This is a genomic window from Kineococcus rubinsiae (genome assembly GCF_011839805.1).
In the GTDB taxonomy this organism is placed as follows: Bacteria; Actinomycetota; Actinomycetes; order Actinomycetales; family Kineococcaceae; genus Kineococcus; species Kineococcus rubinsiae.
The window spans coordinates 72,397-89,653 of record NZ_VWPY01000009.1 but is presented as its reverse complement, the minus strand read 5'-3'; the positions used below and the strand labels follow the sequence as shown (position 1 = coordinate 89,653).

Genomic DNA, 17,257 nt, shown 5'->3' with positions numbered 1-17,257 from the left:
TCCCGATCCTGGCACCCGCCGCCCGTCGGCGGGCCGACTCTCACGTGCCTGCCCGGTTGTCAGCTGGACGTTGCCCGGGGACCCTGGCGCCATGGTGACCCACGGACGGGGCCGACCGGCGGACCGCTCACGTCCCCGAACCGCTCAGGACGACCCTCCCCGCGAGGGCGGCTTCGCGTACGTGCTGCTCAGCCACGTCGACCCGGAGGCGGTGCTGCGCTCCGTGCGCCGGATCCGGGAGCTCTCCCCCACGGCGCACGTGCTGGTGCGGCACGCGCAGGGGCCGGGCTTCCTCGACGAGGTGCACGCGGCCGCGGCGGGCGCCGAGGTCCTTGTCAGCCGCACCGCGATCCGGTGGGGCACCTTCTCCACGGTCGCCGCCGTCCTCGAGGCGCTGGCCGAGGCCGAGCGGCGGTGGCAGCCCAGCCACACCGTGGTGGTCTCGGGCCAGGACCACCCCGTGCGCGACCTGCAGGCCTGGGAGGACGGGGTCCGGCGCACCGGGGCGGACGGGCTGCTGCGCCAGGACCACCGCCGCTACGACGAGCGCCACACCTACCGCTGGCACGCCCTGCCCGAGGCCCTCGGCCGCTGGCGCCCGCTGCTCGCCGCGGCCGCCCGCGCGACCCGGAACGACCCCGTGCGCCGCCTCGTGCACGTGCAGGAGGCGGGCGAGCGCACCTGGGTCGTGGCGCACGCCCGGCGCAGCCGGCCGCCGGTGCCCTACCGCAAGGGCACGCTGTGGATGACGTTGTCGCACCGGGCCGTGGCCCGGCTGCTGACCGTCGACGAGCGGACCCGCCGCTTCTTCGCGACGACGCTCATCCCCGACGAGGCCTTCGTGCACAGCGTCCTCGCCGCCACACCCGGCCTCCGGGTCGTCGACGGGGTCACCTCGGTCGCGTTCTTCCCGCCGCAGGGCGGTCCGCACCCCCGCACCGTCCTGGCCGAGGACGTGCCCGCCGTCCTCACCACGGGGGCCGCGTTCGCGCGCAAGGTCGTCGCGGGCCACAGCGACGAGTTCGTCCGGCTGGTCGACGCCGCGGTCGACGCCGAGCGCACGCGCACGACGCCCGCCGCGACGGCGGTCGTCGAGCGCACCGCTCCCTGACGCCCCGGGGCCAGCCGCCTGAGGTGTGAACCCTCAGGCGGCGGAGCGGGTCAGGGGGTGGAGCGGCTCAGGCGGTGAGGTGCAGGGCGTCGTTGGTGCGCGCGAACGTCTTCTCGAGCAGGTCGACGTCGTCGGACAGCTTGCCGCCGTAGGAGGGCACCATCTCGCGCAGCTTGGGCGTCCACGCCTCGGCGTGCGCCGGGAAGCACTCCCGCACCAGCCGGAACATGACGTCGACGGCCGTCGAGGCGCCCGGGGAGGCGCCGAGCAGCGCCGCGATGGACCCGTCGGCCGCGTGGACGAGCTCGGTGCCGAACTGCAGCACCCCGCCGCGCGCGCCCTTCTTGATGACCTGGACGCGCTGGCCCGCGGTGAGCAGTTCCCAGTCGCCCTCCGCCGCGTCGGGGTAGAACACCCGCAGCGACTCCATCCGGTGCTCCTCGGACTGCAGCACCTCCTTCACCAGGTAGGTGGTGAGGGGGATGTTGTCGCGGGCGACCGCGAGCATCGGCAGCAGGTTGTGCGGCTTGATGGACAGCGGCAGGTCGGTGAACGAACCCGTCTTGAGGAACTTCGGCGAGAACCCGGCGTAGGGCCCGAACATCAGCGACTTGCGGCCGTCGATGACGCGGGTGTCCAGGTGCGGCACCGACATGGGCGGCGCGCCCACGGCGGCCTGCCCGTAGACCTTCGACGAGTGCTGCGCGATGACGTCGTCGTCGGTGCAGCGCAACCACTGCCCGCTGACGGGGAAACCGCCGAACCCCTTGCCCTCGGGGATGCCCGAGTCCTGCAGCAGGTGCAGCGCGCCGCCGCCCGAGCCGACGAAGACGAACGGCGTCGCGACCTCGGTGCTGGTGCCGTCGGAGGAGGAGACCGACAGCGTCCAGCCCGATCCGCGGCGGTGCAGCTTCTTCACGCTGTGGCCGGTGAACACCTGGGTGCCGCGGGCGCCCGCGCCCTGCAGCAGGGCCGTGGTCAGGGCGCCGAAGTTCACGTCGGTCCCGGCGCTGGAGCGGGTGGCGGCGAGGCGCTCGGCGGGGTCGCGCCCGGCCACGAGCAGCGGCGCCCACTCCCCGATCGTCGCCTGGTCGTCGGCCCACTCCATGCCCGCGAACAAGGGGTGCTGCGACAGCGCCTCGAACCGGGCGCGCAGGAACGGCACGTCGTCGCCGCGCACGAAGCTCATGTGCGGGACGGAGTTGATGAAGCGGCCCGGGTCCGAGAGCACGCCCGTCTCGACGAGGTGGGACCAGAACTGCCGGCTGAGCTGGAACGACTCGTTGATGCCGACGGCCTTGGAGATGTCGACGCTGCCGTCCGGGCGCTGCGGCGTGTAGTTCAGCTCGCAGAGCGCGGAGTGCCCGGTGCCCGCGTTGTTCCACGGGTCGGAGCTCTCCCGGCCCACCGAGTCGAGGCGCTCGAACACGGCGATCGACCAGTCGGGCTCGAGCTCGGCGAGGATCGCCGCGAGCGTGGCGCTCATGATCCCGCCGCCGATGAGAACGGCGTCGTAGCGGTTCGCTGCCGGCAACGGACTCACCCTCTGACTCTGCGTCTTCGCTGACTGTGCGGCTCTGCGTCCTCGACGGACGGTAGGAGGTTACGACCTCCGGGCCCCGCGGCGCGCCCCGGGAACCCCGTGGAAGGGTCTCCGAGGCGCACGTCACACCGCGGCGGCTACCCGGCGACGGGCTGCGTGAGGTCGTACACGGTCTCCCCGCCCACCGTGCTCGAGGAGAAGGTGGCCTGGACCCAGGCCAGGACCTCGCCGGTGGTGCCGCTGCCCCCGCCGCGGCCGCCCGCACCACCGCCACCACCACCACCACCACCACCACCACCACCACCGACGAGGTAGTGCACCTGGCCGTCGGCGACGGCGGCCTGGAACTGCGCGAGCGTCGGCGTCGGGTCGCCGGACCAGCCCCCGAGGGCCATGACGGCCTCCCCGCTGGCCAGCTCGAGCCCGGCCGCGGACTGCGACCCGCTCGTCGCGGCCGCCCACGTCGTGCCCGCGCCCTGCAGCAGCGCCACCAGGTCGGCGTCCACGCTGCCCGAACCGTCCCCACCGGGGCCCCCGCCGCCCGCAGGCGCGGTCGTGGCGCCACCGGTCCCGTCTCGGCCCACTGCGGTCTGGTCCGCCCCGGCCGGGAGCTGCGGCACTCCCCCGGTCGTGCCGGTCTGCCCCGGCCCCGCCCCGGTCGGACGGGTGCCCCCGCCGAACCCGCCCCCGCCGGACCCGCCCGCGCCGGCGGTGGCCGCCGCGGAGGCCGGGCCCGCCGTCGGGATCGAGCCCGTGTGCGGGGTCGCGGCCGTCGCGACGGCGTAGGACGCCGGTCCGGCCAGGCCCGCGACGGTCCCCGCCAGCACGAGCACCACGGCGAGGCGGCGCAGCCGCAGCGGTGTGACGACGAGGGCGACGGCGCTGCCCGCGCCCAGCACCAGGACCGCCCACGCCAGGACGGGGTAGGTGTCGTTGCGCTGCAGCAGGACCCAGCTCCACAGGGCGGCGGCGAGCACGACGAGGCCGAGGCCGGCCCGGGCGAGGGCGGACGCCCGGCGCACCCACAGGGCGTGCCCGCCGACGGCGACGAGCGCCGCGACGGCCGGGGCCAGCGCCACCGTGTAGTACGGGTGGACGGTGCCCTCCATGTAGCTGAAGACGCCGCCGGAGACGGCGAGCCAGGTGCCCCACAGGAGCAGCGAGCCGCGCGTGCGGTCCGTGCGCGGCGCGCGCCACGTGACGGCGAGGCCGAGCACGAGGGCCAGCAGCGCCGCGGGCAGCAGCCACGAGATCTCGTTGCCCATCTCCGAGGAGAACAGCCGCCGCCACGTCGCCGTGCCGCCGAAGCTCGACCCGGGGGTCCCGCCGCTCGTCCCGCCGGCGCCCGCGCCGTCGGTGCCGCCCAGGAGGCGGCCCAGGCCGTTGTAGCCCAGCACGAGGTCCATCACGGTGCCGTCGGTGGAACCGCCGACGTACGGCTTCGCCCCCGGCCAGAGGGTCACGGCGAGCACCCACCAGCCCGCGGCCACGACCACGGCCACCCCCGCGCCCAGCAGGTGCAGGACGCGCCGGCCCAGGCCGGTCGGGGCTGCCCAGAGGTAGAGGAGCGCCAGGGCCGGCAGCACGAGGAAGCCCTGCAGCATCTTCGTCAGGAACGCGAAGCCGATCGCGACGCCCGCGAGCGCCAGCCACCGCCCGCTCGCGTGCTCGGTGGCCCGGACCGCGGCGTAGGCCGCCGCGACCACCAGCAGGACGAGCAGCGCGTCGGGGTTGTCGAAGCGGAACATCAGCGCCGCGGCGGGCGTCGCGGCCAGCGCCGCCCCCGCGACGAGCCCCGCGCCCCAGCCGTGCCAGCGGCGGACGCTCGCGACGAGCAGCCAGACCGCGAGGACGCCCTCGACGGCCTGCGGGACGAGCAGGGACCAGCTGGAGAAGCCGAACACCCGGGCCGCGAGGCCCATGACCCACAGCGACGCCGGGGGCTTGTCGACGGTGATGAAGCTCGCGGAGTCGAGCGAGCCGAAGAACCACGCCTTCCAGCTCTCCGACCCGGCCTGCACGGCCGCGGCGTAGAAGCTGTTGGCGTACCCGGACGCCGAGAGGTCCACGAGGTAGAGCGCAGCCGTGGCGGCGAGCAGGAGCAGCAGCGCGGGCCGTGCCCAGGCGGGCTGATCCGCGGGGCCGCGCAGCACGCGGCGGGCGCGCGGGGCGCCGCGGCCGCCGCTGCGGTGCTCGGCCCCCGGAGGGGCGGTGGTCGTGGTCATGGGGGGTCCTCTCACCAGGCACGCGTCGGAACCCCCCGACCATCGGCGAGCGGTCTCCGCACGGCCCCTGAGCGGGCTGTGGACGGGATGTGGAGGGGAGCCGCGTCAGCCCCGGTCGGGCACGAGCTGCAGCAGGCGCGCCCGCTCCCCGGCGAGCCGCCGCAGCAGCACGAGCTCCTCGTCGGGGCTGGGCAGCTGGGTGCCGCGCCAGGCCCGGTCGCGCCGGAAGGCGAGCTCGGTGGCCGTCTCCTGGAAGTCGCGCACCGTCCCGGCCGCCGGCCGGCCCCCCGCCCGCAGCGCCCAGGCCCGCGCGTCGCGGCGCCCGCGGCCGGAGGCGAGCATCCGCAGCTCGGCCTCGCTGAGCCAGCCCGTGCGGACGTAGACCTCGAGGTGGCGGCCGACGAGGCGGCTCTCGCGGCGCCGGGCCAGGAGCGCGACGACGACGGCCGCGGCGAAGACGGGGACCTGCAGCAGGACGTAGACCTCGAGGAAGGCCGTCGCGCCCTGCGAGGCGCTGGCGTTCCACGCCGCGTGCAGGCCGACGGCGACCACGAGGCCGGCCAGCGGGGCCAGCACCCGGACGGGCCCGGGGCGGCTGCGGGCCGCGAGCCCGAGGCCCACGCCGAAGGCCATGGTGAACAGGGGGTGCGCGAACGGGGACACGAGGCAGCGCAGGACGAAGACGGCGACGAGGGACCCGCCCCCGTCGGTGCTCATGGCCCGGCCGAGGTAGAGGACGTTCTCCAGGAACGCGAAGCCGACGCCGACGCAGGCCGCGTAGACGATCCCGTCGACGACGCCGTCGAACTGCCGCCGCTGAACGAGGACGACGAGCAGCACGCCGAGCCCCTTGAGGCTCTCCTCGACCAGGGGGGCGACGACGACGGAGGTGCTCGTGACGTCGCCGACGGCCCGCGCGAGCAGCTCGGAGGACAGCGTGTTCAGCACGAGCGCCCCGAGGCTCGCGACGCACGCGCCCCACCCGAAGGCGAAGGCGAGCAGGTGCGGGGGCTCCGCCTCGTGGCGGTCCAGCCACAGCACGGTGGCGAGGACGGGACCGACGGGGACGGCGGCCAGGAGCAGCCCGGGCAGCAGGCCCGTGAGGCCGACCTCCATCGTCACGGCACCCAGGCTGAGCAGCCCGCAGACGGCCAGCACGACGACGGTGACCACCAGCAGCGACCGCGGCCGGCGCTGGCTCGGGCCGGGGCCGACGGCGAGGGCGCCGGCCGGTCCACCGGGGACGTCGTCCGGCATGAGGCGAGGGTAGGCCACGGCGCCCCGGCCCACCCCCGGCGCACGTGCGCCCCGCGGCGGCACCCCGCGGGCCGCCGCCCGCGGCTCCCCTAGGCTGGCGCGGTGAGCAGCAGCGCGAGCGCAGCACCGGCGACGCCCCCGGGCAAGGACAAGGTCCACGACCGCATCGTCTGGATCGACTGCGAGATGACGGGTCTGGACCTCGGGAAGGACGCCCTGGTGGAGGTCGCGGTGCTCGTCACCGACGCCGACCTCAACGTCCTCGGCGACGGCGTCGACGTCGTGATCAAGCCCCCGGCGGAGTCCCTCGTCGACATGGACCAGGTCGTCGTCGACATGCACACCTCCTCCGGACTCCTCGACGAGCTCGAGGGCGGCATGACGCTGGCGGAGGCCGAGCAGGCCGTCCTCGCCTACGTGAAGCAGTTCGTGCCGGACGCCCGCAAGGCGCCGCTGGCCGGCAGCTCGGTCCACACCGACCGCACGTTCCTGGCGCGCGACATGCTCCAGCTCACCGACCACCTGCACTACCGGCTCATCGACGTGTCCTCGCTGAAGGAGCTCGCCCGGCGCTGGTTCCCGCGGGTGTACTTCCACACGCCCAAGAAGCACGGCGGCCACCGGGCCCTCGCCGACATCCGCGAGAGCATCCAGGAGCTGAAGTACTACCGCGAGGTCCTGTTCGTCCCGCCGCCCGGCCCGGACAGCGACACCGCCCGCGCCGCAGGCGAGTCCTACGAGCTGAAGGACGCCCCCGAGGCGTCCGGCCCGGGCTCGCCCACCGCCGGCGCCTAGCCCGCCCGGGGGCTGCGCGGTGAGGGCGACGGCCCCGCCCGTGTATGCTCCCGTCGTCGCCATGGCCCTGTGCCGCAGCGTCGTGGTGGGTGTAGCTCAGCTGGTAGAGCACCTGGTTGTGGTCCAGGAAGTCGCGGGTTCAAGTCCCGTCACTCACCCCAGAGCAGGTCACGAGGGCGGTCCCGACCGGGGCCGCCCTCGCGTCGTCTCCGGCCCGCGCACGCCGGCGGGAACCGCCGTGCTCACGGCAGGGTCGGCTCCTCCCCCAGCGGGGTCGGCGGGGTGGCGTCGCGCCGCTGGGCCGTCCGCAAGCCGAGCAGCCGCTCGCGCAACCAGGTGAGGTAGGCGTCGCGGTCGGAGCGCAGCTCCTCGGTGATGACCGGCAGCCCGGCGACGTCCCAGCTCGCGATCCCCTGCAGCGGCAGCACGACCACGTCGAGGGAGAACGGCCGGATCCGCCGCCCGAGGTCGCGCTCCACCTCGGCCACGAGGTTCGTCTCGAACAGCGCCAGGGGGCGGGTGCGGGTCAGCCGCGCCTCCCGGTCGCGCGCCCCGGCCGCCCAGGTCACGGCCTCGTCGATGCCCAGCTCGGCGAGCCCCCGCAGCTCCGTCATGCCGCGCAGGCCCGTGAACAGCGGGGGCAGGATCGACGTGAGCGCCTCCGGGCCGCCCGGGAACGCACCCGCCCACCAGTGCGCCCACTGCCGGCCGGCGACCTCGGCCCCGGCGATCTCGCCGCCGTGGACGCGCAGGGGCGTCACGGCGGGGTGCAGGCGCGGCAGGTCGGGCAGGAGGGCCGACGTGGGCGGGTGCAGGCCCGCGGCGTCGCGCAGGTGCAGGCCCAGCAGCAGCGCCTGGGGCATGGCGAGACGGATCCCCCACGAACCACCGCTGCGCATCCGTCCACTGTGGGCCGAGCGGCGGGCTCCGTCCACCGGACGTCCAGCCGGCGTGCGGCCGGCGCTCGCCGTGCCCCGTCCCGGCGAGCGTCAAACCTCCCCCGCGGCGACCGGGTGAGCTCTCGCGCACCGCTCAAGCCGGGGGCGGGACGCGACGAAGCTGGAGGGGTCCCGGGTCAACGGGGCGCACCGATCAGCCGGGAGGATGCATGACCTACGAGAACTCGGCGCCGTCGGCGACGGAGCCGGTGATGGAGATGCTCTCCGAGCACATCCCGCTCTCGCTCCTCATCGACATGGCCTCTCCCGACGGCCCGCACTCCGCGGAGCTCCTCGAGTCCGAGGGCCTGCCCGACGAGGAGTGGTGGAACCAGGGCTGAGCCCGCCGTGACGACGTCGGCGGCGCGGGGCGCGCCCCCTCTCGCTCCCCGCGCAGCCGATTTCGTCGCGGACCACCCGGCCTGCTAACGTTCCGTCCCGTTGCGCCGCTAGCTCAATTGGCAGAGCAGCTGACTCTTAATCAGCGGGTTCCCGGTTCGAGTCCGGGGCGGCGCACTCCCCGACCAGGGCGTCCACTCTCCGAGTGGGCGCCCTGAGTCGTCTCCGGCACCGACCATCGCGGGCTCACGAGATCCGCGTCCCGGCGACGCCCCGCGTAGGGACAGACCCGCCCGGGCCCGGGTCCGGTCAGGCGCCGGCGGTCGTGCGGGCACCCGGACCCCCGGTGAGGACGGGCGCTCCGGCGAGCGCCGGCCCTCCGGCCGCCTCGCCGAACACCCCGACCCGCCCCTTGCCGGCGGTCTTCGCCGCGTACATGGCGGCGTCGGCGCGGTCGAGGAACACCTGCGGGTCGACGGCGACCGTGGCGTGCGCCGTCCCGACGCTGGCGCCGACGTGCACCGCACCCCTCTCCAGCTGCACGGGCCGCGAGGCCAGCTCGACGACGCGCCGGCCGACGGCGGCCGCCTCCTCGGCGCTGACGCCGCGCAGCAGCAGGGCGAACTCGTCACCGCCCAGGCGGGCGCACGCGTCCTGCGGGCGGGTGACCTCGCGCAGCCGGGCGGCGATCTGGCGCAGCAGCTCGTCCCCGGCGGCGTGGCCGAAGCGGTCGTTGACAGACTTGAAGCCGTCGAGGTCCACGAAGAGGAGGGCGAGGACCCCGCCCTCGGCGACGGAGGTGGCCAGGAGCTCCTGGAAGCCGGCCCGGTTGGTCAGGCCCGTCAGCGCGTCGGTGCGCGCCTGCACGCTGAGCAGCCGGTGCACCTCGGCCTTGTCCACGGCCAGCGCCACCTGGTTGGCCAGGGACTGGAAGGAGACGACGACCTCCGGCTCCAGCCCGCCGGGAGCCCCCAGGAGGATCGAGACGCCGTCCACCTCGGGCAGGTCCAGGCACACCCACGCGCACACCTCTCCGGCGGCCGCGTCGAGCTCCGCGGTGCGCAGCACGGGGGCGGCGACGCCCGGGAGCAGGCCGACGGGCACCACGGCGGCCGGCAGGTGCGTGGGCGCGAGGGCGAAGGTGCCGGCGACGCCCACGACGGCGGCGGAGCCGTCCTGCACGCGCACGGCCAGGGAGCGCAGCCCCGGCGTCGTCCCGCACAGCGCCTGGCTGTTCGCGACGCCCTCCTCGGCGATGCGGGCGACGTCGGTCATCCCGAGCAGCCTCGTCCCCGACGCCATGAGCAGCGCGTCGCGCTGGGCGGCGCGCTCGCGGGCGAACATGCCCAGCGCCAGCACGCGGACCACGACGAAGGTCAGCAGCATCACGGGGGCGGTCCCGAACACGGGCGCGGCCTGCGTGCTGGGCGCGTGACCGGGGACGAACCCCCACAGCGGCAGGGCGGCGGCCACGGCCACCGCGTACGCCGCGCACCGCAGCAGCCCGCGGCGGGTGGTGCTGTGCACGGCGTGGAACCACAGCGAGCAGAAGGTGATGCTGAAGACCATCGCGGGCGCGGGGCAGCAGAGCGTGAACGTGGTGATCGCGAGGCAGTCGGCGAGGTCGCGCAGCGTCGACTCCCGCCCGGTGAGGTAGGCGTGCACCCAGGACGTCACGAGGACCGCGGCGGCCGCCAGCACGGCCGGCAGGGTCACGCTCCCGGCCACCGCCAGCGGGCCGGGCAGGGACATCAGCAGCGCCAGGACGGCGAAGACCAGGAACAGCCAGCGGGTGCGCGGCACGAGCCGCGTCGGGCGGCGCAGCGCGTGCACCAGCCCCCGGGGAGTCCTGCGGACCCCCGCCGGGTCCCCGCCACGTCCCGCGGCGTGCGCCTCGTCGCTGCCCACGTCCCACCCCTCCCACCCGTCATCCCGGCCCCCCGGCACCGGTGGTGCCGGGGTCGCCCGGACGCACCGGGTCACCGCCTACCCCTGGTTCGTCGTCCCGCCGCCCGCCCCGGTTGATGCGCCGAACGGGGGCGGCCCCCGCGTCGGCGACGATGGGGCGACCGCCCGTCCCGGGCGGACCGCCCCTGGAGGAGATCCCCGTGCCCGCACCCCGCCGTGCCCTCGTCGTCGTCGACGTCCAGCAGGAGTACTTCGACGGACCGCTGGAGATCCAGCACCCCCCGCGCGCGGAGTCGCTGGCGAACGTCGTCAGCGCCGTGCGGGCCGCCGACGCCGCCGGCCTGCCCGTGGTCGTCGTCCGGCACCACCTGCCCGCGGGCGCGCCGATCTTCGCCGAGGGTTCCCCCGGCCACGCCCTGCACCCCGACGTCGAGGCCGTGGTGGACCCGTCGTGGAAGCAGGTGCTCAAGCAGAACGGCAGCGTCTTCGCCGGGACGGACCTCGCGGAGTGGTTGCGCGGGATGGACGTCGACACCGTCACCCTCGTCGGGTACATGACCAACAACTGCGACCTGGCCTCGGCCGTGGAGGCCGAGGGCCTCGGCTTCGCCGCGGAGGTCCTCTCCGACGCCACCGGCGCGATCGAGCTGTCCAACGCGGCCGGGACGGTGTCGGCCGAGCAGCTGCACACGACCCTCATGGTCCTGCTGCACTCGAACTTCGCCGCGGTCGCCACCACCGCGCAGTGGCTGACGGCCGTCGCCGACGGCGCGGCGCTGCCGACGAGCGACCTCGTCACCTCCGCCCTCGCGGGCCGGTCCGTCGCGAGCTGACCTGCGGCGGAGGAGGTTCCGCCCGGCCGGCGCCGGGGCGGGGTGGCAGGATCGCGGCGTGCGCGCCGTGCGTATCACCGAGACCGGAGGACCCGAGGTCCTCGCCGTGACCGACGTGCCCAGCCCCGAACCCGGTGCGGGAGAGGTGCTCGTGGCCGTCGAGGCGGCGGGGGTGAACTTCGTGGACACCTACCGCCGCGGGGGCGTCTACCCCGTGGACCTGCCGACCGGGCTGGGCAGCGAGGGCGCCGGCCGGGTGCTGGCCCTGGGGGCGGGCGTCGACGGGTTCGCGGTCGGCGACCTGGTGGCCTGGAAGGAGGCCGCGGGCAGCTCCGCCGAGCAGGTCGTGGTCGCGGCCGCCGAGCTCGTGCCGGTCCCCGACGGCGTGGACGCGACGACGGCGGCCGCGGTGCTGCTGCAGGGCCTCACGGCCCACTACCTGTGCACCGACACCCACCGCGTCACCGAGGGCACCTGGTGCCTGCTGCACGCGGGCGCCGGCGGCGTGGGCCTGCTGCTGACGCAGATGATCCGCCTCAGGGGCGGGCACGTCGTGACGACCACCTCGACCGAGGAGAAGGCGGAGCTGTCCCGCGCGGCGGGGGCCGACGCCGTCGTCCGCTACGCCGACGCGACCGCCACGGCCCGCGAGCTCACGGGCGGGCGGGGCGTCGACGTGGTCTACGACTCCGTGGGCCGCGACACCTTCGACGCGAGCCTGCGGGCCCTGCGCCCGCGCGGCCTCATGGTCCTCTTCGGCGGGTCCAGCGGTCAGGTGCCGCCCTTCGACGTCCAGCGGCTGAACCGGGAGGGTTCGCTGTTCCTCACCCGGCCGAACCTGGCGTCCTACACGCTGGACCGCGCGGAGCTCCTGCACCGCACCGACGAGCTGTTCGGGTGGGTCCGCGACGGCCGGCTCGACGTGCGGGTGGGGCACACCTACCCGCTGGAGCAGGTCCGCACCGCGCACGAGGAGCTCGAGGGCCGCCGCACCACCGGCAAGGTCCTGCTGGTCCCCTGAGCCCCTCCCCGCGACCTGCTGCGGGCCGACGCCGACGGGCTCCCGTCAGCCGTGCGCCGCGGCGACCGGGGCCGTGAGGAACTCCGCGAACGGCCGGACGAAGGCGGGCCGGGCGGTGTTCGCCGCGTCGTGGCCGCAGCCCGGCAGCACGATCGCCCGCGCGCCGGGGAGCGCCGCGGCCAGCGCCGCGCAGTTCTGGCCGAAGTAGCGGGGACTGCGCGCGCCGGACGCGAGCAGCAGCTCGGCGCCGATCGCGGCGTAGTCGGTGGCCGGGCCGTCGTGCTCGGCGATCCGGCGCACCTCCGGCCCCATCGTCGGCAGCAGCTGCGCGAAGCGGCGCCCGACGGACGTGCGCAGGAACACGCGCGTCGTCAGCTCGGCGAGGGGGAACGGCATCCTCGCTCCCGCTCCCTCGGGGTCGACGGCGCGCGCCAGCAGCGTCATCGCCCGCGCGTCCCGGCCGTGGGCGACGGCCTCCTCGAAGGAGTCGAGGAAGGCGAAGGACGGCCGGCCCGCGAGGGACAGCCCGGGGTCGTAGACCGCGATGCGCTGCAGGGACAGGTCGGGGGGCAGGTCCAGGCCGGCGCGCAGGGCGGTGAAACCGCCACCGCTGTGGCCGAGCACGCGGCGGGCGCCGGTGTGCCGCAGGACGGCGGCGAGGTCGCCCACGTCGGTGGCCACCGTCTCCGTGCCGTCCAGCGGGGCGGTGCCCTCGCGGCCCCGGCGGTCGTAGAGGTGCACGGTGCAGTCCTGCGCGAGGGCGCGGGCGAGCCGGTGGTAGTCGCGGCCGGAGATCCCCCCGCCGTGCAGCAGGACCACCCCCGGCCCGGCGCCCCACGTGCGCACGCGCACGGGAGCGCCGTCCGCGGACCGGATCAGCGACTCCCGCGGCGCCTGCGCCCCGGCCGTCGACACCGTCGTCGAGTCCACCATCGGAACCCCTCCTCTGCGAACGTTGTTAGCAGATTAGGCTCGTCCCCGTGCCCGCCGCAACCCCTCCGCCGCCCGCCCGGACGCCGCCGGTGTGGGTCCGGCCGCAGCGCTCGGCGCGCGGGCCGCGCCCGGAGTTCAGCCGCGACCGGATCGCCGAGACCGCCGTCGCCCTGGCCGACGCCGGCGGGCTCGGCGCGGCCACCATGCGGGCCGTGGCCGCCGAGCTGGGCACGGCCGCGGCAAGCCTCTACCGCTACCTCGCCTCGCGCGACGACCTGGTCGACCTCATGGTCGACGCCGTCCTCGCCGACCCGGTCCTCACCCGCCGCCGCGCGCGGCGGCCCAGCGCCGACTGGCTGGACGACCTCGTCGCCCTGGGCCGGGACCTCCTGGCGCTGCACCGCGCGCACCCCTGGCTGCTGGAGGCGAACGCGCGCACGGTCGCCTTCGGCCCGCACGGCAGCGACCACGTCGAGCACTGCCTGGAGCTCATGGAGCCCACCGGGTGCGGCACCGCCGCGAAGCTGGAGGCCGTCGCCCTCATCACCGGCATCGTCTCGCTGTTCGCCCGGCCTGCCCCGGCGGGCGCGCGGACCCTCGCCCCGCAGGACGTCTTCGCCGGCGCCTCGGCGGGGCGGCACCCCCGCCTGACCGCCGCGCTGACCCACCCCGAACCCCCGGGACCGCGGCCCGACCTCTTCGAGCACACGCTGCGCAGCGTCCTGCTCGGGCTCCTCCGCGCCTAGCACCGGGCGGAGCCAGGCCCCGACTACCCCGTTCGGGGCCTGGCCGGCCCGTCCGCCGCCGCGGCTCGACTATCGTGCCGATGACGACCGCCCCCGCGGTGCGCCACCGGCCGACCGTCCCGGACGCGGCCCGACGGAGGGACGGTCATGACCCAGCACACGAGCGTCGAGGACGGCCTGCGGGCGGGACTCGCGGAGCTCTCGCGCATCCCCTTCGGCACCCAGTCGCTGGCCGAGGTCCTGCGCCGCACCACGCAGCTCGCGGTGGCCGCGGTGCCCGGGGCCGACGAGGTCTCCATCACCCTGCTCGACGAGCACGACCAGGCGCGGACCGTCGCCTTCTCGGGCGACCTCGCCACGGTGCTCGACGAGCGCCAGTACGCCGACGGGTACGGCCCCTGCCTCGACGCGGCGCAGTCCGGCGAGACGCTGCGCATCGACGACACCGCCGCCAGCGAGCACTACCCGGAGTTCGCGGCGACGGCCCTGCGGGCCGGCGTCCACAGCACCCTGGCCATCGGCATGCCGCTGCCGTACGAGGGGCTCGCGGCCCTCAACGTCTACACGCGCGCACCGGGGTCCCCCGTGCAGGGCGAGGAGCTCACCGCGCTGCGCACCTTCGCCGACCACGCGGCCGTCACCATCGCCAACGCGGCGCTGCTGTCCACCCGCACCCGCACCGTCGAGCAGCTGACCACCGCGATGCGCACGCGCGCCGTCATCGAGCAGGCCAAGGGCGTCGTCGCGACGATGTGCGCGTGCGACCCGGAGGACGCGTTCGAGTTCCTGCGCAAGCGGTCGCAGTCGCTGAACCGCAAGCTGCACGACATCGCCGCCGAGGTCGTCGCCGACGCCGTGCACGGGCGCGTGACGCCCTTCGCCGCACCCGTGCGGCCGTCGGACACCGTCGGCAGCTGACGAGGCGGGACCGCTAGACGGTGACGACCAGCAGGGCCACGTCGTCCTCGCTGTCCCCGTTCAGGCGCAGCAGGTGGTCGCAGACGCCCTCGACGTCGACCGGGGCCGCCTCGAACGCCGCGCGCAGCCGCTCCAGGCCCACGCCCAGGTCTTCGCCCCGGCGCTCGACCAGGCCGTCGGTGTAGGCCAGGACCGTGGACCCGGGCTCCAGGTGGTGCCACGTGCTGGTGCGCGGGCCCGGCTGGACGCCCAGCAGTAGGTCGTCGGCGTGCGCGAGCAGCTCGACCCGGCCGCCGGGGTGGCGGACCATGAGCGGCGGGTGCCCGGCGCTGGCGTAGGCCATCGCCCAGCCCCCGTCGGGGGCCTGCTCGAGGCGGGCGTACGCCAGCGTCGCGAGCGTGGGGATGCGCAGCGCGGCCATGAGGTCGTCGACGCGCTCCAGGACGCGGTGCGGGTGCGCGCGCGTGGTGTCCCACGCGCAGGCGCGCAGGAGCCCGCGCAGGTGCCCCATGGCCGCCGCGGCCAGGACGTCGTGGCCCACGACGTCGCCGATCGCCAGGCCGAACGCGTCCCCGGGCAGGTCCACGAGCTCGTAGAAGTCCCCGCCGACCTCCGCCCCCGACTCGCTCGCGCGGTAGCGGGCGGCGGCCGTGACCCCCTCCAGCGGCGGGAGCTCGGGGAGGAGGCTGCGCTGCAGCGTCTCCGCGATGCGGTGCTGCTCCTGGTACAGGCGCGCGTTGTCGAGGATGAGCCCCGCGCGCCGGCCGAGGTCGAGCGCGACGCCGAGGTCGTCGTCGGTGTGGGCGGGCGAGTCCTCCCCGCGCACGAGGATCATCAGGTCGCGCGGCTGCCGGCGGTGCGGCAGCGGCACCATGAGCACCGAGGCGGCCCCCAGCGAGGCGGACTCGTCGAGCACGCCGCCGTCGGTGACCCAGGTGCGCCGCTCGGCCCGGTTGGCCGCGCTGCCGTAGTCCGGGATCCGCCGGGCCGTGCTGCCGCCGAGGAGGCGCTCCACCCAGCCGCCGGGGTGGATCGCCGCCTGAAGCCGCTCGACGTAGCGCTCGACCTCCCCGGCGCGCGCGGGGTCGCGGTGCTTGCCGGACAGGTGCTCCACGACGCCCTTGGCGTCGGTGCTCGCGACGATCACCCAGTCGGCGAGCGAGGGCACGACGAGGTCGACCAGGCGGCGGCGGCACTCGGCGACGTCGAGGGTGACGGCCAGCTGGCTCGTCGCCTCCGCCAGCAGGGCGAGGCGGGCGCGGGCGACCTCCGTCTCGCGGTGGGCCTCCTCCGCGGCCCGGCGGGCCTCGCGCTCGGCCTCCAGGGCCCGGTCCCGCTCGGCGTCCGCGGCCACCCGGTGGGTGACGTCGGCCTGGATGCCGACGTAGTGGGTCAGCTCGCCGCTCGCGTCGTGGATGGGGCTCATGGAGAGCTGGTTCCAGAACGCGGTGCCGTCCTTGCGGTAGTTCAGGACCGTCGTGACCACGGTCTCGCCCGCGGCGAGCCCGGCGCGCATCTCGGCCACCACGGTCCGGTCGGTCGCGCTGCCCTGCAGGAACCGGCAGTTGCGGCCCACGGACTCCTCGAGGCTGTACCCGGTCGTCGTCGTGAACGCCGGGTTCACCCACACCAGGGGGAGGTCGTCGTCGCGGGCGTCGGCCACCGTGAAGGCCAGCCCCGTCGCGAGCACGGCGCGGTCGCGCAGGTCCGCGTCGCTGCGGGCGGCGGTGACGGCGGCCTGCGCCGTGGCGCGGTCGCGCAGCGGCAGCAGCACGACGAGGGCGTGGCCCTGCAGCATGGGCGCGTCCAGCATCGGCAGGGCGATGACCCACAGCGGCTCGCGCTGGCGGCCCAGCTCGCTGACCCGGGCCGCGGACACGGCCTGGCCGGCGACGGGGCTGGAGCGGGCCACCCGGGACAGCGGGTGCGTGGTCCGCGACAGCGCGGCGCCGTCGACGTCGCGCAGCGAGGCCGCGTCCGACCACGCGTCCAGCGGGACCGGGAGGCTCACGCCGGGAGCCAGCTGCTCGGCGACCGGGTTGGAGTAGACGACGGTGCGAGCGTCGAGGTCCACCAGCAGCACCGCCGCCGGTCCGGTCCCCGAGATCAGCGACATCTCCGCCGCCGTCGCCACCGTGACGCCCGTGTCCGAGCTCATCACCCTCCCTGCCGTGCCGCCCCCCTCCTGCTGAGCGGGGACCGTCGTCCGACCCTACGGGGAGGGGGCGGAGAGCGCAGGGCCGTGCCCGTCCCGTGGGGGGACGCGTGACGGACACGGCGTGCCTCCAGGGCAGCACACACGCTCCGTGATCGCCCCTCGGCACGGCGCGCCCACCGTCCCGCCCCCCGACCACGGCGCGTAGCGTCCCCTCATGATCCGAGCCGGGGGCAGCGGGCACGTCGGGGGCAGCGGCCGCTACGTCGAGGGCGAGCGGGTCTTCGCGCCCCCCACGGGCGTCTTCGACGCCGACTGGGTGGCCGGGATCGTCGTGGACCGCCACGGGCCGGCCTTCGCCGACCGCGTCGAGCTCGCCCGCGCCGCTCAGCTCGCGTGGGACGCCCGCGGGCGGGGCGAGACCGACGACGCCGAGCTCACGGCCGTCCTGGCCGGCGGATTCGACGCCCCGACGGCCGCCGCGGTCGCCCGCGCCGTCGAGGACTACGTCAGCGCCTACGGCAGCTGAGGGGAC

The 17,257-nt window shown here is 76.0% G+C and carries 15 protein-coding genes and 2 tRNA genes; 10 read left to right on the top strand and 7 right to left on the bottom strand.

The window, feature by feature from the left end:
• Nucleotides 1-181: 181 nt before the first annotated feature.
• Entirely contained in the window at nt 182-1,111 is a 930-nt protein-coding gene (locus tag F1544_RS07695; protein ID WP_167583891.1) for a core-2/I-branching beta-1,6-N-acetylglucosaminyltransferase family protein, read from the top strand.
• A 67-nt stretch (nt 1,112-1,178) separates the two neighbouring features.
• On the opposite strand, the gene F1544_RS07690 is transcribed toward F1544_RS07695, so the two are convergent.
• The 3 genes from F1544_RS07690 to F1544_RS07680 all read right to left on the bottom strand — a co-directional run bounded on the left by F1544_RS07690 (nt 1,179) and on the right by F1544_RS07680 (nt 6,136).
• Complete coding sequence (locus F1544_RS07690) at nt 1,179-2,654, bottom strand: malate:quinone oxidoreductase (RefSeq protein ID WP_167583889.1); 1,476 nt, start codon at nt 2,652-2,654, stop codon at nt 1,179-1,181.
• 137 nt (nt 2,655-2,791) lie between these two features.
• Nucleotides 2,792-4,879, bottom strand: coding sequence for a glycosyltransferase family 39 protein (locus F1544_RS25305; protein ID WP_167583887.1), 2,088 nt, complete (start codon nt 4,877-4,879; stop codon nt 2,792-2,794).
• A 105-nt stretch (nt 4,880-4,984) separates the two neighbouring features.
• Nucleotides 4,985-6,136, bottom strand: coding sequence for a PrsW family intramembrane metalloprotease (locus tag F1544_RS07680; protein ID WP_167583885.1), 1,152 nt, complete (start codon nt 6,134-6,136; stop codon nt 4,985-4,987).
• Between the two features lie 102 nt (nt 6,137-6,238).
• Here F1544_RS07680 and orn point away from each other — a divergent pair, with 102 nt between their 5' ends.
• On the top strand, nt 6,239-6,931 hold the full coding sequence (gene orn / locus F1544_RS07675) for an oligoribonuclease (RefSeq protein ID WP_308469939.1): 693 nt from the start codon (nt 6,239-6,241) through the stop codon (nt 6,929-6,931).
• Between the two features lie 85 nt (nt 6,932-7,016).
• Nucleotides 7,017-7,092, top strand: a tRNA-His gene (locus tag F1544_RS07670).
• Between the two features lie 81 nt (nt 7,093-7,173).
• On the opposite strand, the gene F1544_RS07665 is transcribed toward F1544_RS07670, so the two are convergent.
• Nucleotides 7,174-7,830, bottom strand: a complete 657-nt coding sequence (locus F1544_RS07665; protein ID WP_167583883.1) for a hypothetical protein — start codon at nt 7,828-7,830, stop codon at nt 7,174-7,176.
• 209 nt (nt 7,831-8,039) lie between these two features.
• Here F1544_RS07665 and F1544_RS07660 point away from each other — a divergent pair, with 209 nt between their 5' ends.
• On the top strand, nt 8,040-8,210 hold the full coding sequence (locus F1544_RS07660) for a hypothetical protein (RefSeq protein WP_167583881.1): 171 nt from the start codon (nt 8,040-8,042) through the stop codon (nt 8,208-8,210).
• Between the two features lie 102 nt (nt 8,211-8,312).
• Nucleotides 8,313-8,385 (top strand) — tRNA-Lys (locus F1544_RS07655).
• Nucleotides 8,386-8,517: 132 nt separating this feature from the next.
• On the opposite strand, the gene F1544_RS26230 is transcribed toward F1544_RS07655, so the two are convergent.
• Complete coding sequence (locus F1544_RS26230) at nt 8,518-10,116, bottom strand: GGDEF domain-containing protein (RefSeq protein ID WP_208971453.1); 1,599 nt, start codon at nt 10,114-10,116, stop codon at nt 8,518-8,520.
• A gap of 200 nt (nt 10,117-10,316) precedes the next feature.
• Here F1544_RS26230 and F1544_RS07645 point away from each other — a divergent pair, with 200 nt between their 5' ends.
• Both F1544_RS07645 and F1544_RS07640 read left to right on the top strand, forming a co-directional pair.
• A complete protein-coding gene (locus F1544_RS07645) occupies nt 10,317-10,949 on the top strand; it encodes an isochorismatase family protein (RefSeq protein WP_167583879.1) in 633 nt (210 codons plus the stop codon).
• Between the two features lie 58 nt (nt 10,950-11,007).
• Nucleotides 11,008-11,970, top strand: coding sequence for a quinone oxidoreductase family protein (locus tag F1544_RS07640; RefSeq protein WP_167583877.1), 963 nt, complete (start codon nt 11,008-11,010; stop codon nt 11,968-11,970).
• A gap of 45 nt (nt 11,971-12,015) precedes the next feature.
• Here the strand turns inward: F1544_RS07640 and F1544_RS07635 are convergent, their stop codons facing one another.
• Entirely contained in the window at nt 12,016-12,903 is an 888-nt protein-coding gene (locus tag F1544_RS07635; RefSeq protein WP_167583875.1) for an alpha/beta fold hydrolase, read from the bottom strand.
• Nucleotides 12,904-12,950: 47 nt separating this feature from the next.
• Between F1544_RS07635 and F1544_RS07630 the strand changes: the two genes are divergently transcribed.
• Both F1544_RS07630 and F1544_RS07625 read left to right on the top strand, forming a co-directional pair.
• The gene (locus F1544_RS07630; protein ID WP_167583874.1) at nt 12,951-13,649 is read left to right on the top strand and encodes a TetR/AcrR family transcriptional regulator; all 699 of its coding nucleotides are present in this window, start codon (nt 12,951-12,953) and stop codon (nt 13,647-13,649) included.
• A gap of 147 nt (nt 13,650-13,796) precedes the next feature.
• Nucleotides 13,797-14,567, top strand: a complete 771-nt coding sequence (locus tag F1544_RS07625) for an ANTAR domain-containing protein (RefSeq protein ID WP_167583872.1) — start codon at nt 13,797-13,799, stop codon at nt 14,565-14,567.
• Between the two features lie 13 nt (nt 14,568-14,580).
• On the opposite strand, the gene F1544_RS07620 is transcribed toward F1544_RS07625, so the two are convergent.
• Entirely contained in the window at nt 14,581-16,725 is a 2,145-nt protein-coding gene (locus tag F1544_RS07620) for a SpoIIE family protein phosphatase (RefSeq protein WP_167583870.1), read from the bottom strand.
• Nucleotides 16,726-16,939: 214 nt separating this feature from the next.
• Here F1544_RS07620 and F1544_RS07615 point away from each other — a divergent pair, with 214 nt between their 5' ends.
• Nucleotides 16,940-17,251: a hypothetical protein gene (locus F1544_RS07615; RefSeq protein ID WP_167583869.1), complete on the top strand. Its 312-nt coding sequence runs from the start codon at nt 16,940-16,942 to the stop codon at nt 17,249-17,251.
• Nucleotides 17,252-17,257 lie beyond the last annotated feature (6 nt).